At 41.9% G+C, this 16,707-nt stretch carries 9 protein-coding genes and 1 tRNA gene; 1 reads left to right on the top strand and 9 read right to left on the bottom strand.

What is annotated here, in order from left to right; genetic code table 11:
• Window positions 1-167: 167 nt before the first annotated feature.
• From rpoC to PISS_RS01180, 9 genes are all read right to left on the bottom strand, one after another.
• Window positions 168-4,340, bottom strand: a complete 4,173-nt coding sequence (rpoC, locus tag PISS_RS01220; protein ID WP_013463849.1) for a DNA-directed RNA polymerase subunit beta' — start codon at window positions 4,338-4,340, stop codon at window positions 168-170.
• A gap of 104 nt (window positions 4,341-4,444) precedes the next feature.
• Window positions 4,445-8,470 (bottom strand): DNA-directed RNA polymerase subunit beta, encoded by a 4,026-nt coding sequence (rpoB, locus tag PISS_RS01215; protein ID WP_024602214.1) that lies wholly within the window; start codon window positions 8,468-8,470, stop codon window positions 4,445-4,447.
• A 269-nt stretch (window positions 8,471-8,739) separates the two neighbouring features.
• Complete coding sequence (gene rplL, locus PISS_RS01210; protein ID WP_013463847.1) at window positions 8,740-9,102, bottom strand: 50S ribosomal protein L7/L12; 363 nt, start codon at window positions 9,100-9,102, stop codon at window positions 8,740-8,742.
• Between the two features lie 74 nt (window positions 9,103-9,176).
• Entirely contained in the window at window positions 9,177-9,671 is a 495-nt protein-coding gene (gene rplJ, locus PISS_RS01205) for a 50S ribosomal protein L10 (protein ID WP_013463846.1), read from the bottom strand.
• 320 nt (window positions 9,672-9,991) lie between these two features.
• On the bottom strand, window positions 9,992-10,696 hold the full coding sequence (rplA, locus tag PISS_RS01200) for a 50S ribosomal protein L1 (RefSeq protein ID WP_013463845.1): 705 nt from the start codon (window positions 10,694-10,696) through the stop codon (window positions 9,992-9,994).
• Window positions 10,697-10,700: 4 nt separating this feature from the next.
• Window positions 10,701-11,129, bottom strand: a complete 429-nt coding sequence (gene rplK, locus PISS_RS01195) for a 50S ribosomal protein L11 (protein WP_008108462.1) — start codon at window positions 11,127-11,129, stop codon at window positions 10,701-10,703.
• A 217-nt stretch (window positions 11,130-11,346) separates the two neighbouring features.
• Window positions 11,347-11,904: a transcription termination/antitermination protein NusG gene (nusG, locus tag PISS_RS01190; protein WP_013463844.1), complete on the bottom strand. Its 558-nt coding sequence runs from the start codon at window positions 11,902-11,904 to the stop codon at window positions 11,347-11,349.
• 4 nt (window positions 11,905-11,908) lie between these two features.
• Window positions 11,909-12,286: a preprotein translocase subunit SecE gene (secE, locus tag PISS_RS01185; RefSeq protein WP_013463843.1), complete on the bottom strand. Its 378-nt coding sequence runs from the start codon at window positions 12,284-12,286 to the stop codon at window positions 11,909-11,911.
• A 130-nt stretch (window positions 12,287-12,416) separates the two neighbouring features.
• A tRNA-Trp gene (locus PISS_RS01180) sits at window positions 12,417-12,493 on the bottom strand.
• Between the two features lie 165 nt (window positions 12,494-12,658).
• Between PISS_RS01180 and PISS_RS01175 the strand changes: the two genes are divergently transcribed.
• Window positions 12,659-16,648, top strand: coding sequence for a hybrid sensor histidine kinase/response regulator transcription factor (locus PISS_RS01175; protein WP_058154043.1), 3,990 nt, complete (start codon window positions 12,659-12,661; stop codon window positions 16,646-16,648).
• The last annotated feature ends 59 nt before the right edge of the window (window positions 16,649-16,707 follow it).

Genomic DNA, 16,707 nt, shown 5'->3' with positions numbered 1-16,707 from the left:
TACTGAAAAAAATAAAAAATCCGCCCTTGTTTTACCAGCATGTTTTAAACGTGCAAGTAAATGGGTGGCGGAATTTTAATGAGCAAAGATTGACCTGTCAACCTAAACCGCTCACAAGGCAGTAGATAACTGCCTTGTGAAACTCTAATCTATTGATTAGATTCGGTTTATTGATTTCCAGATAAATCCGCGTTTAAAGCATCAGTGAGTGCTTGAGTTGCCTCTTCCGCACTTACCGTTTGCTCTTCAACAACGTCTTTTTGCTTACGACGAGCCATACGCTCTTGATGATACGCAAAACCGGTACCGGCTGGGATCAATCGACCCACAATTACGTTTTCTTTCAGACCGCGTAGTTCATCGCTCTTACCATTTACAGCGGCTTCTGTTAGGACACGAGTTGTCTCCTGGAACGAGGCTGCTGAGATGAAAGATTCTGTCGCTAGTGATGCTTTTGTGATACCCATTAACTGGATTTCAAACTTAGCTGGGATCTTACCTTGAGCTTCAAGGTCGCGGTTTGCGATATTAACGCGTGCCACTTCAATTTGCTCACCGGCTAAGAACTCAGTATCACCACCGTCTAGAATGATACATTTACGTAGCATTTGACGAATAATAGTTTCAATGTGCTTATCATTGATCTTAACGCCCTGCAAACGGTAAACCTCTTGCACTTCGTTAACAATGTAATTAGCAACATGAGTCACACCACGTAGGCGTAAGATGTCATGCGGTGATTCTGGACCATCGGCGATAACTTCACCTTTAGACACTTGTTCACCTTCAAACACGTTAAGTTGACGCCACTTAGGAATCATTTCTTCGTAATGATCGCCTTCAGCTGGTGTAATAACTAAACGTTTCTTACCTTTAGTCTCTTTACCGAAGCTAATCGTACCGGTGATTTCAGCTAAGATAGCTGGATCTTTCGGCTTACGTGCTTCAAATAAGTCGGCTACGCGTGGTAGACCACCCGTGATATCACGAGTTTTCGAACCTTCTTGCGGAATACGTGCTAACACGTCACCTGGGTTTGCAGTCGCGCCGTCTGTTACTTCAATCGTAGTGAATGAAGGAAGACGCGTTTCTTGCAAGCCACGCTCATCACTTTCAATGATAAGCTTTGGCTCTTTCGCATTCGCTTTAGCAAGATCTTTAACAACTACACGAGTTAAACCCGTTAGTTCGTCAGTCTGTGCTTCAGTGTTTGAATCATCGATATCGCTGAACGATACTTTTGATTTATGCTCAAGAACGATTGGGTGACTATGCGGGTCCCAAGTAGCAACGATGTCGTTACCTTGAACTTCTGCATTGTCTTGCACTGTTAATACCGCACCGTAAGGTACTTTATAACGCTCTTTCTCACGACCATAGCTATCAATGATAGTGATCTCGGTAGAACGAGAGGTAATAACAATCTTACCGTCTGTATTTAATACATATTTAGCGTTGTGAAGTTTTAATGTACCGTTTGTTTTAACTTGTACATTATTTTCAGCAGACGCTCTTGATGCCGCACCACCGATGTGGAAGGTACGCATCGTAAGCTGTGTACCCGGCTCACCGATTGATTGAGCTGCGATAACACCTACTGATTCACCCGCGTTGATGATATGACCACGTGCAAGGTCACGACCATAACACTTAGCACATACACCAAAGTCGTTATCACAAGTGATAACTGAACGTACGCGAACTTCATCAACTGAGTGCTCTTCTAAAAGGTCACACAGTTTTTCGTCAAGCATGATGTTACGTTCAACAAGTACTGTATTAGTACCTGGGATCACAACGTCTTCAGCGACAACACGACCTAGTACACGTTCGCGAAGTGCTTCTACAACGTCACCACCTTCAATTAGCGGTTTCATTGTTAAGCCATCTTCTGTGCCACAATCGTCTTCGTTGATTACCAAATCTTGTGCAACGTCTACTAGACGACGCGTTAGGTAACCCGAGTTCGCTGTTTTCAGTGCTGTATCGGCAAGACCTTTACGCGCACCGTGCGTTGAGATGAAGTACTGAAGTACGTTTAGACCTTCACGGAAGTTAGCCGTGATTGGCGTCTCAATGATTGAACCATCTGGACGTGCCATTAGGCCACGCATACCTGCTAGCTGACGGATCTGAGCGGCACTACCACGAGCACCTGAGTCGGCCATCATAAACACTGAGTTAAATGACGGTTGCTCTACTTCTTCACCTTTTGCATTGATAACCGTGTCTTTTGACAAGTTGGCCATCATTTCACGTGATAAGTTTTCATTTACACGTGACCAGATATCGATAACTTTGTTGTACTTTTCACCAGCCGTTACAAGACCTGATTGGAATTGTTGGTTGATTTCAGTTACTTCAGCTTCAGCTGATTCAATGATTGCTGCTTTAACTGGTGGGATAACTAAGTCATCGATACCAATTGAAACACCAGACTTCATTGCATAGTGGAAACCGGTGTACATGATTTGGTCAGCAAACATAACTGTGTCTTTTAGACCAAGACGACGGTAACACTCATTAATTAAGCCAGAAATCTGCTTTTTACCTAGGGCTTGGTTGATTGACTCATACGGCATGCCTTTTGGTAAAATTAAAGACAGAATCGCACGACCAACAGTAGTATCAATTACGGTTACAGTGTCTTCAACAACACCTTCTTCGTTTTTAACTGATTGGCTAATACGTACTTTCACGATAGCGTGAAGGTCGGCATTACCACTACGGTATGCTTTTTCTGCTTCTTTAGGATCTTTAAATACGGCGCCTTCGCCTTTCGCGTTAATACGATCACGCGTCATGTAATAAAGACCTAATACAACGTCCTGTGAAGGAACGATGATTGGCTCACCATTAGCAGGCGATAAGATGTTGTTTGTAGACATCATTAACGCGCGAGCTTCAAGTTGCGCTTCAATTGTTAGCGGTACGTGTACCGCCATTTGGTCACCATCGAAATCGGCGTTGTACGCCGCACATACTAATGGGTGCAAATGAATCGCTTTACCTTCGATAAGCACAGGTTCAAACGCTTGGATACCCAAACGGTGAAGTGTTGGTGCACGGTTAAGTAATACTGGATGTTCACGAATTACTTCGTCTAGTACATCCCATACTTCCGCTACTTCACGCTCAACCATCTTTTTAGCAGCTTTGATTGTCGTAGCCATGCCACGACGCTCTAATTTGCCATAGATGAATGGTTTGAAAAGCTCTAATGCCATCTTCTTAGGAAGACCACACTGATGAAGCTTAAGTGTAGGACCAACCGTGATTACAGAACGGCCAGAGTAATCTACACGCTTACCAAGTAAGTTCTGACGGAAACGACCTTGCTTACCTTTGATCATATCAGCAAGCGATTTAAGAGGACGTTTGTTAGAACCTGTAATAGCACGACCACGACGACCGTTATCAAGTAGCGCATCGACCGCTTCTTGTAACATACGTTTTTCGTTGCGTACGATAATATCTGGTGCAGCTAAATCTAGTAGACGCTTAAGACGGTTATTACGGTTAATAACGCGACGGTAAAGGTCATTTAGATCAGATGTCGCAAAACGACCACCGTCTAGTGGTACTAATGGACGTAAGTCAGGTGGCAATACTGGAAGTACTGTCATGATCATCCACTCAGGGTTATTACCTGATTGGTGGAACGATTCCATTAACTTAAGACGTTTAGTGATCTTTTTACGCTTAGTTTCAGAGTTAATTGTAGGTAACTCTTCACGCATTTCTGCAATTAATTGAGCAAGATCGAGTTCACGCAGTAAGTCTAATACTGCTTCAGCACCCATCTTCGCTTCAAATTCATCACCGTGCTCTTCAAGTGCATCTAGGTATTCTTCTTCACCTAATAGCTGACCACGCTCAAGCGTTGTCATGCCAGGCTCAGTTACTACGAATGATTCGAAGTAAAGAACACGTTCAATATCACGAAGCGTCATATCAAGCATTAAGCCGATACGTGACGGTAATGATTTTAAAAACCATATATGCGCAACTGGACTTGCCAGTTCTATATGACCCATACGGTCACGACGCACTTTAGTGAGTGTTACTTCAACGCCACACTTTTCACAGATCACACCACGGTGTTTAAGGCGTTTATATTTACCACATAAACACTCATAATCTTTCACTGGGCCGAAAATACGGGCACAGAATAAGCCATCGCGCTCAGGCTTGAAAGTACGGTAGTTAATAGTCTCAGGTTTCTTTACTTCACCGTATGACCATGAACGAACCATGTCTGGTGAAGCAAGACCAATGCGAATTGCATCGAATTCTTCGGTCTTATTTTGTTGCTTCAGAAACTTAAGTAAGTCTTTCACCTTAGCTCTCCTGTCGGAGTTAATCTTGAGGACGGATGTTCTCGTCCCTACATTCTATTCAGCCATAACAGATGCTGCAGCGCTAACTGCAGCATCTAATTGGCTTAATTTTCTTCCAACTCGATGTTGATACCCAGTGAGCGGATTTCTTTCAACAATACGTTGAACGATTCTGGCATACCTGGTTCCATTTTATGGTTACCATCAACGATGTTTTTATACATCTTAGTACGACCGTTCACGTCATCCGATTTCACTGTTAGCATTTCTTGTAGCGTGTAAGCAGCACCGTAAGCTTCAAGTGCCCATACTTCCATCTCACCAAAACGCTGGCCACCGAACTGTGCTTTACCACCCAGCGGCTGCTGAGTAACAAGGCTGTAAGAACCAGTAGAACGTGCGTGCATCTTATCGTCAACCAAGTGGTTAAGTTTAAGCATGTACATGTAACCTACAGTTACTTGACGTTCAAACTGATCGCCAGTACGGCCATCATAAAGTGTAACCTGACCACTTCTAGGGTAGCCGCCTAGCTCTAGCATGTCTTTGATTTCGCTTTCTTTCGCGCCATCAAATGCAGGAGTAGCAATCGGTAAACCACCTTTCAAGTTTTCAGCTAAACGACGAATTTCGTCATCAGAGAAACTAGCAATATCCACAACCTGACGAGACTCACCGATCTCATAAGCTTGTTTAATGAATTCGCGTAGCTCATGAAGCTCGCGTTGCTCTTTCATCATTTCTTCTAAGCGCTCACCAATACCACGTGCAGCTAGACCCATATGTGTTTCAAGGATCTGACCGATGTTCATACGTGATGGTACACCTAGTGGATTTAGTACGATATCTACCGTACGACCTTTGTCATCGTATGGCATATCTTCTACTGGTACGATAGTCGAGATAACACCTTTGTTACCGTGACGACCCGCCATTTTATCACCCGGTTGGATACGACGTTTAACAGCTAGGTATACTTTAACAATCTTAAGTACGCCTGGTGCTAAGTCATCACCTTGGGTAATTTTACGACGTTTGTTTTCAAACTTCTTATCGTATTCAGCTTTAAGCTCATCGTACTGTGCAGCTAGTTGCTCAAGTTCAGCTTGCTTGTCTTCTTCAGCAAGGCTTTGAGTTAGTAACTTTTCAGCATTCAGTGACGCTAAGTTGTCTTCATCGAAACCAGCTGCCACAAGTAACTTGCGTGCACGGTCTAAAACACCGGCTTCTAGAATACGGAACTCTTCGTTGAAGTCTTTCTTCGCTTCGCGAAGCTGCATGTCTTCAACTTCTAACGCACGTTTATCTTTTTCAACACCATCACGGGTGAAAACTTGTACGTCGATTACAGTACCAGTTACAGAGTTTGGTACACGTAAAGAGCTGTCTTTAACGTCAGACGCTTTTTCACCGAAGATAGCACGTAGTAGCTTTTCTTCTGGTGTTAATTGCGTTTCGCCTTTCGGAGTCACTTTACCTACTAGGATATCGCCGCCTTTAACTTCAGCACCAATATATACAACACCTGATTCATCAAGCTTGCCTAGTGCAGATTCACCCACGTTCGGGATATCTGCTGTGATCTCTTCTGAGCCTAATTTAGTATCACGGGCAATACACTGTAGTTCTTGAATATGAATAGTCGTTAGACGATCTTCTTCAACTACGCGCTCTGATAGTAAGATTGAATCCTCGAAGTTGTAACCGTTCCATGGCATGAATGCCACGCGAAGGTTTTGACCAAGGGCTAAGTCACCTAAGTCAGTCGAAGGACCATCTGCTAACACATCGCCACGAGTAACCGGTTCACCAACCATGCATGTTGGTTTTTGGTTAATACATGTATTTTGGTTAGAACGTGTGTACTTGGTTAAGTTGTAGATGTCGATGCCCGCTTCACCAGGAATGCGTTCTTCTTCATGTACATTAACAACGATGCGACTTGCGTCGGCATACATTACTTCACCACCACGTTTTGCAACAATCGTTACACCAGAGTCTTTCGCTAGTGTTAACTCAATACCAGTACCTACTAACGGTTTGTCCGCTTTCAATGTTGGTACTGCTTGACGTTGCATGTTTGAACCCATCAATGCACGGTTAGCATCATCGTGTTCTAGGAACGGGATAAGTGCGGCCGCTACAGAGATCACCTGTTGTGGTGATACATCCATATATTGTTGGTCCATGCGACCCATAAAGGTTGATTCACCTTTGTGACGACATGGAATAAGTTCATCTACAAACTCATTGGTTTCAGTTAAGTTTGAGTTCGCCTGTGCGATAACAAACTGACCTTCTTCAATGGCTGATAGGTAATCAACTTCATCAGTTACTACACCGTCTACCACTTTGCGGTAAGGTGTTTCTAAGAAACCGTAGTCATTGGTACGTGCATACGTAGACAATGAGTTAATTAGACCGATGTTTGGACCCTCAGGAGTCTCGATTGGACATACACGACCGTAGTGAGTTACGTGAACGTCACGTACTTCAAAGCCAGCACGCTCACGAGTTAGACCGCCCGGACCTAATGCAGAAATACGACGCTTGTGCGTTACTTCTGATAGCGGGTTATTTTGGTCCATAAACTGTGATAACTGAGACGAGCCGAAGAACTCTTTAACTGCTGCCGAAATAGGCTTAGCATTAATAAGATCTTGTGGCATGATTGCGTCTAGGTCACCTAAGCTTAAACGCTCACGTACAGCACGTTCTACACGTACTAAACCTACACGGAATTGGTTCTCAGCCATTTCGCCAACACTACGTATACGACGGTTGCCTAAGTGGTCTATATCATCAACATCGCCAACACCGTTACGAATAGCAATCAATACTTTCATAACCGCTACGATGTCTTCTTTGCTTAATGTGCCAGGGCCTGTGTCTGAATCGTAACCAACACGGCTATTGAACTTCATACGACCTACTGTTGATAAGTCATAGCGTTCTTCTGAGAAAAATAAGTTCTCAAATAAGGCTTCAGCCGCGTCTTTCGTCGGTGGCTCGCCTGGGCGCATCATGCGATAAATTTCTACTAGTGCTTCTAAACGGTTGCTTGACGAGTCAATGTTTAATGTATTTGACATGTAAGCGCCGCTGTCCACTTCATTGATATATAATGTATCAATAGTAGTGTGACCTGCTTTAACCAATTCAGCCATCATTTCAAGCGTTAGCTCGTCATTTGCAGTCGCGATGATTTCACCTGTTGACTCATCAACATAGTTCTTCGCTAATACACGGCCAATGATGTACTCATGTGGTACTTCTAATTGATTAATGCCTTTTTTCTCGATGCTCTTGATGTGGCGAGCCGTAACACGACGACCGCTTTCAACAAGGACTTCACCGTCTTCGCTCTTGATATCAAAAGCGGCAGTTTCACCACGTAAACGTGAAGGCACAAGTTCCATAAGAACTTTACCGTCAGCAATTTCAAACGCAGTAGTATCGAAGAAGATATCTAGGATTTCTTCACTCGTGTACTCAAGTGCACGTAAGATGATAGACGCCGGTAATTTACGACGACGGTCAATACGTACATATAAGTTATCTTTTGCATCAAATTCGAAGTCTAACCATGAACCACGGTAAGGAATTACGCGTGCGTTATAAAGCACTTTACCTGACGAGTGAGTTTTACCGCGGTCGTTATCAAAGAATACACCAGGGCTACGGTGTAGCTGAGAAACGATAACACGCTCTGTACCATTGATTACAAAAGTACCGGTATCGGTCATGAGCGGAATTTCGCCCATGTAAACTTCTTGCTCTTTAATGTCTTTAACTGTGCCTGGAGCTTCTTTGTCCATTACTACAAGACGCAGTTTCACGCGAAGTGGAGCAGAATAAGTCACACCGCGAATTTGACATTCTTTTACATCGAATACTGGCTCACCAATACGATAACTTACGTATTGAAGCTCAGAATTTCCCGAGTAGCTTTTAATTGGGAACACAGAACGGAAGGCAGCTTCCAAACCATGATCGCCATCAGCGTCCGGGACTAAGAATTTTTTAAACGATTCTAACTGCGTCGACAGTAAGAAAGGTATATCCAAAACTTGTGGACGTTTACCAAAATCCTTACGGATACGTTTCTTTTCAGAATAAGAGTAAGCCATGGGGTTCCTCAGCTTGCTGATCTTTGACCCGACCTGTTCTAGTAAGAACAGACTTAACTGGCATCTATGCCAAGATGTACAACATTTAACTGTTGTTCCAACTTAATCCCACCTCAACACTAGCAAACTATAAAGCGTTGAAATTAAAGAATAAATCAGATTTTATTTGCGCTATAAGAATAGTCGCTCTATAGCGCAAAAAGGCCGGTGATTAAATAATCACCAGCCCTTGCCTGATTTCTCAGGCAGCGAACCTAGCAAAAGCTAGATTACTTAACCTCAACTTCAGCACCAGCTTCAGTAAGTTCTTTAGCAAGAGCTTCAGCTTCTTCCTTAGAAATACCTTCTTTAACTGGAGTTGGAGCAGCTTCAACAAGTGCTTTAGCTTCTTTTAAGCCAAGACCAGTTGCGCCACGAACAGCTTTGATTGCCGCAACTTTATTAGCGCCAGCGCCAGTAAGGATTACGTCAAATTCTGTTTTCTCTTCAGCAGCTTCAGCAGCAGGACCTGCTACCATAGCAGCTGCAGCAGTTACGCCGAATTTTTCTTCCATTGCTTCAACTAGAGCAACAACGTCCATTACTGACATTTCAGCAATTGCGTCAAGGATTTGGTCTTTAGTTACAGACATTACAAATTTCCTAATAATTAACGGACTCTAAGGTCCAAATAAATTTACACCGAAAGGGATTAAACAACTTAAAATTAAGCAGCTTGCTCTTCTTTCTGTACACGTACTGCTTCAATTGTTTTACACAATTTGCCAGCAGACGCTTCTTTCATAGCGCTCATTAAGCGTGCAACAGCTTCGTCGTATGTAGGTAGAGTTGCAAGCATAGCTGCGTCTACTACATTACCTTCAAAAGCGGCCATCTTAAGTTCGAAATGCTCATTCTTTTTCGCGAAATCTGAGAAGATACGCGCAGCAGCACCTGGGTGCTCTGATGAGAAAGCGATTAAGCTTGGACCAACTAATGAGTCAGAAAGGCACTCAAACTCTGTACCTTCAAAAGCACGTTTTGCTAAAGTGTTACGGACAACTTTCATCCAAACACCATTTGCACGAGCTTCTTTACGAAGGGCAGTGATTGCACCAACTGTTACACCACGAGAATCTGCAACAACTGCAGAAAGAGCACCATTGGCTGCTTCGTTGACTTCAGCAACAATTGCTTTTTTGCCTTGAAGATTTAAAGCCATGGGTGTTACTCCTGGTTTAATGGGTTACCGTTTATCGGCTTCCCTGTTTTACTCTTCCCCATCAATAAAGATGGAGATGCTTTTTACGGCGAGAGCCAGAAGATTAGGAAAAATCTATCTGGGGATTCACACCGTCTACGTAGGTAATATTAAGGCCGAAGCCGCCTACGGTCTTGGACGGAAGCCCAATTTATCGCGTTGCCCAAAGGCGCTTCGAAATTATGGACTTCAACCCGAATTCTTTACTTTGCGATTAACTAAATTAATCAACAAAATGGCGCAAAATTATAGTACAAATTTCACGCCATGTAAACACTCAATTAAGCAACAACTGTGCTTAAAGTGCTTTGGTCAACAGAAACACCTGCGCCCATTGTTGTAGAGATAGTTACTTTCTTCAAGTAAACACCTTTAGCTTGAGAAGGTTTAGCCTTCTTAAGCGCAACAATTAAAGCTTCAAGGTTTTGTTGTAACTGCTCAGCAGTGAAATCAACCTTACCAATCGTAGTATGGATGATACCATTTTTGTCATTGCGGTAACGCACTTGACCTGCTTTCGCATTTTTAACTGCTTCTGCAACGTTAGGTGTTACAGTACCAGTTTTAGGGTTTGGCATTAGACCACGTGGGCCTAAGATTTGACCTAGTTGACCAACAACACGCATAGCGTCTGGTGATGCAACAACAACGTCAAAATTCATCTCGCCTTTCTTAACTAGTTCAGCAAGATCTTCCATGCCTACTAATTCAGCACCGGCTTCTTTTGCAGCTTCTGCATTAGCGCCTTGAGTGAATACAGCAACACGAACGTCACGACCAGTACCGTTAGGTAATACAGTCGCACCACGAACGTTTTGATCAGATTTACGAGCATCGATACCAAGGTTAACAGCAACGTCAACACTTTCTACGAATTTAGCTGTCGCTAATTCTTTTAAAAGAGCAACTGCTTCGTTAATTTCGTAATCTTTAGTTACTTCCACTTTTTCGCGGATAGTACGCATACGTTTAGTTAATTTAGCCATTATCTTAGTCCTCTACGTTCAAGCCCATCGCACGCGCAGAACCTGCGATAGTGCGAACCGCAGCTTCTAAATCAGAAGCTGTAAGGTCTGGTTTCTTTGTCTCAACGATTTCTTCAAGTTGAGCACGAGTTACTGTGCCTACTTTTTCAGTGTTAGGACGGCCTGAACCAGATTTGATACCTGCAGCTTTCTTAAGTAAGTAAGCAGCCGGTGGCGTTTTCATGTCGAACGTAAATGAACGGTCGCCGTAAACAGAGATCACTACAGGAACTGGAGCGCCTTTTTCGATAGATTCTGTACGTGCGTTGAACGCTTTACAGAATTCCATGATGTTTACACCGTGTTGACCTAGTGCTGGACCTACTGGAGGACTAGGGTTAGCCATACCAGCAGCAACTTGTAGCTTGATTAGAGCTTCAACTTTCTTAGCCATTATAAATACCTCATTAGGTGGGTCTTAGCCTTGTGCGCGCGAGGACGCGTACTCTAGCGGCTTCCCAGTTTAAAAATTGGTTTCTCACTTTTTAGTAAACAGTTAAACAAACGTTTTCCCTGAATACAAAAAGGCCGCTGATTATAAGTTAATCAGCGGCCTTTTTCAAGCTTCGTGCCAAAAATTAAGAAACTTTTAACACAACGCTTTAAATCAATTACTTATCTTGTTCAACTTGACCAAACTCAAGTTCAACTGGCGTAGAACGACCAAAAATAAGTACCGATACTTTTACGCGGCTCTTTTCGTAGTCAACTTCTTCAACCACACCACTAAAGTCAGCAAATGGACCATCAGTAACACGAACCACTTCACCTGGTTCAAATAATGTTGCTGGTTTAGGCGCTTCAGCGTTTTCTTGTAGGCGATTAAGAATGCGATCAGCTTCTTTAGAACTAATGGGTGCAGGACGGTCTGATGTGCCACCAATAAAGCCCATAACACGTTCAGTGCTATTTACTAAGTGCCAGCTTGCATCGTTCATATCCATTTGTACTAGTACGTAACCTGGGAAGAATTTACGCTCAGACTTACGCTTTTGACCAGCACGCATCTCAACTACTTCTTCAGTAGGAACTAATACTTCACCAAAGCTATCTTCTAGGCCTTTGATTTTAATGTGCTCTAATAATGTTTGAGCAACACGCTTCTCATAACCTGAGAAAGCTTGTACTACGTACCAACGTAGTTTCTTTTCGTTATTCTCATCCGACATGGGATCAGATCTCCAATCCAGTTAAAAAGCCTACAGCGCGGAATAAAATGCCATCTAATCCCCAAAGGATAAGTGCCATAATCACTGTTGCAACCATTACGATTAATGTCGTGTGCGTTGTTTCTTGACGCGTTGGCCAAATTACTTTGCGTACTTCAATACGCGCTTCTTTAGCAAAAGCAAGGAAGGTACGTCCCTTAAAAGTTTGCGAAGCAATAGCTAAACCCGCCGCTATTGCAACCACAACGCCAATAGCACGTAGTAATACAGACTGATCTGCAAACATATGATTACCAACGACTGCGCCTGCAAGTAGCGCAATTGCTACTAACCACTTTACTGACTCCATCCCACTTGATGGTGTTTCTATATTCGTGCTCATAATATTATTACCTTAACTACAGACACAACAACCCTGCACGTCGACAGGGTTAATCCATTAAAATCTAAACTTAAAAACAAGCTTACTCAAACCGATTTTTAGTTCTAGACTTTATTCACTTTGTAAAAATTGGCAGGGGCGGAGAGATTCGAACTCCCAACCGTCGGTTTTGGAGACCGCTGTTCTACCAATTGGAACTACGCCCCTGCAAAGTGGATGCCTATTATACTTACGCAATTCATTAACACAAGAGTAAAAAGATACCCATAACTTAAAATCTCATTGGCCACACTCAAAATCAAACTTAACATTAATAAAAAAGCAGTTTATGATTGTTTCACTTTTAGGAATATTAATAGCACAAGGAAGCGGGTGCATTTACTTCATACACTTTACAAAATCGTGATTCTAAGCGTTTTATGCTTATTTCACAGTGCACTCGTCGCGCGCGCTATTCACTTAGATACATACTCTAGTGAACAGGGGTTATCGCAAAATTCGATTACTTGCAGTATCACTGACAAGCAAGGGTTTCACTGGTTTTCGACACAAGGCGGTCTTAATCGCTTTGATGGTTATGAGTTTAAACGCTTTAAGTCTCACCCTAGTGAGGCTAGCATTTCAGGAAACTGGGTCACCGATTGTTTGGCTGCCGATCAACATGCTATTTGGTTTTCTACCGCCAGTAATGGTTTAAATTTACTTGATACTCAAACCGGCCAATTTAAGGTTTTTAATACGCACACTGAGTTGGCTATTACTGATAACCGCATTTGGTCATTGGCTTCAGATAGCCTAAATAATATTTGGTTAGGTCATGAGCATGGAAAGTTAACGCGTCTAAATATAGTCAAGAATGAAGTAGAGTCGTTTAGCTATAATAGCCCCGAGCAAGCTAATACAGTCATACAAGATATTGTTATAGATACACAACAAAATGTCTGGTTAGCAACCAGCGAAGGATTAATTAAGTTTAACCCAAAGCATAAAACCTTTAATCACATTGCAGGAAGTCATAAAAATTTATGGCGGCTGCAATTAAATGCACAAGGGCAGCTATTAGTAGCAAGCAAACAAGGGCTTAGCCTATTTAACCCTAAAACAGAGGCTTTTCTAGAGTTTGCTCAGTTTGCAGGTGTATGGATCACCGATATCTTAGTTGACGACACCGATACCTTGTGGCTAACAAGTTATGGTAAAGGTTTATTTTACAAAACAGAGCAAAGTACATCTAAAAATAATTTTCAGCACATACCGCACAATAAGCAGCAACTAAATGGGCTTGCTAATGATTACCTATTGTCACTTTATCAAGATCGGTTCGGTATCATTTGGATTGGTACAGATGGCTATGGGTTACAACGTTATGATAAAAAGCAAAATCAATTTTCGCATCAACAGCACTTGAGCGATGATGACAATACCATTAGTCATAATTTTGTTCGCGCTCTACTCAAAGATACACAAGGCCAATTATGGGTTGGTACTCGTGACGGTTTAAACAAACAAACCGACACGGGTTTTAAGCACTATAAAGTTAACTCAAAATTACAAAGCGGCCTAACCAATAATAATGTCTTTAGCCTGCATGAAGATAACAAGCAGCGACTTTGGATTGGCACTTATGGCGGCGGATTACTGCAATACAATCCAACTGAAGATAATTTTATTGCCTATACAATGCAAAGCCATCAGCTTAGCAGCGATCGTGTTTATGCGATAACGAGCGATCCTAAAGGAAATTTATGGCTAGGTAGCAATCAAGGTTTAGCACGCTTTAATCCCGACACCTTAGAGGTTAAACATTACAAGCACGACGACTCGACTAATAGTCTTGCTAACAATACCGTATTTACTTTGCTTTTTGATCAAAATGCGAACGGATTATGGGTCGGGACGCGTGCAGGTTTAGATTATCTAAGTATGGCGGATGAATCATTTACTCATTACCCCTCGGATCAGGTATCGCAAACGGGTTTAAGCCATAATATGGTCACCTCTTTGCACTTGCAAAATAACGATACCCTATGGGTGGGTACCTTTGGTGGTTTAAACCGCCTTGATAAAAAAACACAAAAAATCTCTTACATTACCGAACATGATGGATTACTAAACGATAATATTTTTGCCATTAAAGATGATAGAAAAGGCTACTTATGGCTAAGCAGTAACCAAGGACTAACTCGCTATAATCCCACGAATCAAGCTATGCAGCATTTTTTACCTCGTGACGGCGTGCAACATAATTCGTTTATTTTAGGTGCCGCTTTTCAAGCAGCTGATGGCGAGCTATTTTTTGGCGGAATCAATGGCTTTAATCAGTTTTACCCTAGTAAACTGCAACTGAGTACTTCAGCACCAACCCCAGTATTAACTGAGCTATTAATTTACAACCAAGCAAGTAAAACAAAAAACTATCTAACAGATAAAAAACAGCCCGCAAAACTAATAAACCATACTAAAAAACTCTCTTTTCCAACCAGCCAAGGGGTCATTGGCTTTAAATATGCCGCCATTAATAACGCTTCATCGGCTAATCAATACCAGTATGCTTACAAGCTAAATGGTTTAGATAAGCAATTTATCTATACCGATGCAAGCCAACGACAAGTTAACTATTCACAGCTAAGTGCAGGTAACTATCAATTACAATTAAAAGTAAAAGATCAATACGGGCAATGGAGCAAAGTTCACACTATGCTAAAGCTGACAGTAACGCCTCCTTGGTGGCAAACGCAATTAGCCTATGCGGCTTATTTTATAATAGTTTCGATTATTACATGGTTAATTTTAGCGTCACGCTATCGAGCTAAAACCGCAGAGCAACTCATTCAACAAGAAAGAAAGCTCAATCAACTAAAGACCCAATTTTTAGATAACATTAGTCATGAACTTAAAACGCCATTGAGCTTAATTTTAGCGCCAGTAGAAAACTTACAACAGCAACAACTTGGTGCTCAAGCACAACAACAAGTTTCTATAATTAAGCGCAACGGGCACCGCCTTCTTAATTTAATCAATGAGTTATTACAGTTAAGTCAGCGTCCAAGTTCGGCTACAGAGTATGTATCCGCTTATTCTTTAAGCCCTTTTGTAGCGCAAATAGTAGACGACTTTGCTATTTTGTTTGCCCAAAAAAATATTAATTTTTCCTTTAAAGACACGACGCAACAGCCTAGTTACATAAATTTAGAAACTAAACATACTTTATCTATTATTGATAATTTATTGACCAATGCACTTAAATACACCCCATCAGATGGAACCGTTAATCTAACGCTTTCTAACACAAACAATAATGTTGTTATAACGGTATCTGATACTGGTATTGGTATTGAAGAGCACCAGCAAGCGCTTATTTTTGAACGCTTTACTCGTATTGCAACACACAACCAAACAGGCAGTGGTATAGGTCTCGCTCTGGTTAAGCAGCTTGTAGAGCAATACGACGGGCAAATTTCATTAGCCAGTAAAATAAACAAAGGAAGTTGTTTTACAGTCACGTTGCCATTGTGTGAATCAGATAACTTATTAACGGATAAACAACTAGCGTCCTCTCAAACTATGCTGGTAGAAAACAACAAAAAACTACTCATTGTTGAAGATAACGAGGAAATGCGTGAGTTACTGGTTTCATTATTTAGTGATAACTACACCTGCCTCACCGCTAATAATGGAGAAGAAGGGCTAGTGCTGTGCCAAACTCAAATGCCCGATATAGTGCTCAGTGACGTAATGATGCCTACGATGGATGGATATCAACTTCTCAGTGCCATTCGCTCAGATATCTCTATTAATCATATTCCTGTTTTATTACTCTCTGCCAAAGCAGACAGTAATAGCCGTATAAAAGGGCTTGATTTACTGGCCGATGACTACCTGTGTAAACCCTTTGAAGCATCATTATTAAAAAGTCGGGTTCATGGCTTATTAGGCATTCGTGATGCGTTAAATAAGCACCTAATAAAACAGTTATCAGCCCAAGTACATGCTGTGACCTTAGATGCACAAATAGAGCAGAATAAAGATTACACGTTTACAGAACGCTTAAAAACAATCTTGCGTGAAAATTACCAAAATGAACTGTTTAGCGTGGAAGAGTTTGCCAGTGCAATGTGTTTGAGCCCTCGTGCACTGCAATTAAAAATGAAAGCACTTTTTGACATTACACCCAGCGATTACATTCGCAATACCCGTCTAGAATATGCAGCAAAATTATTAGCTGATAGCGACTTAACCATAGGTTTAGTTGCAGATAACACCGGCTTTAGTTCTCAAAGTTACTTTGCCCGTTGCTTCAAAGCCAAATATTCACTTACACCAAAACAATACAGAGAAGCACAAACATGTAAAAGTAATTAGCTTCGCGTGTGTACTCAAAGCTTTCGCCTAAGTACTATTTTTAAGATACTGATTTATTT

Origin of the sequence: Pseudoalteromonas issachenkonii, from assembly GCF_002310795.1 — a bacterium.
In the GTDB taxonomy this organism is placed as follows: Bacteria; Pseudomonadota; Gammaproteobacteria; order Enterobacterales; family Alteromonadaceae; genus Pseudoalteromonas; species Pseudoalteromonas tetraodonis.
The sequence above is the reverse complement of the archived record's forward strand: the minus strand, read 5'-3'. Positions and strand labels throughout refer to the sequence as shown.

Bases quoted from the DNA above. Each gene is read 5' to 3' on its own strand.
- rplL (WP_013463847.1), bottom strand. From the start codon at position 9,102: ATGTCTGTAACTAAAGACCAAATCCTTGACGCAATTGCTGAAATGTCA.
- rplJ (WP_013463846.1), bottom strand. From the start codon at position 9,671: ATGGCTTTAAATCTTCAAGGCAAAAAAGCAATTGTTGCTGAAGTCAAC.
- rplK (WP_008108462.1), bottom strand. From the start codon at position 11,129: ATGGCTAAGAAAGTTGAAGCTCTAATCAAGCTACAAGTTGCTGCTGGT.
- rplA (WP_013463845.1), bottom strand. From the start codon at position 10,696: ATGGCTAAATTAACTAAACGTATGCGTACTATCCGCGAAAAAGTGGAA.
- rpoB (WP_024602214.1), bottom strand. From the start codon at position 8,470: ATGGCTTACTCTTATTCTGAAAAGAAACGTATCCGTAAGGATTTTGGT.
- nusG (WP_013463844.1), bottom strand. From the start codon at position 11,904: ATGTCGGATGAGAATAACGAAAAGAAACTACGTTGGTACGTAGTACAA.
- secE (WP_013463843.1), bottom strand. From the start codon at position 12,286: ATGAGCACGAATATAGAAACACCATCAAGTGGGATGGAGTCAGTAAAG.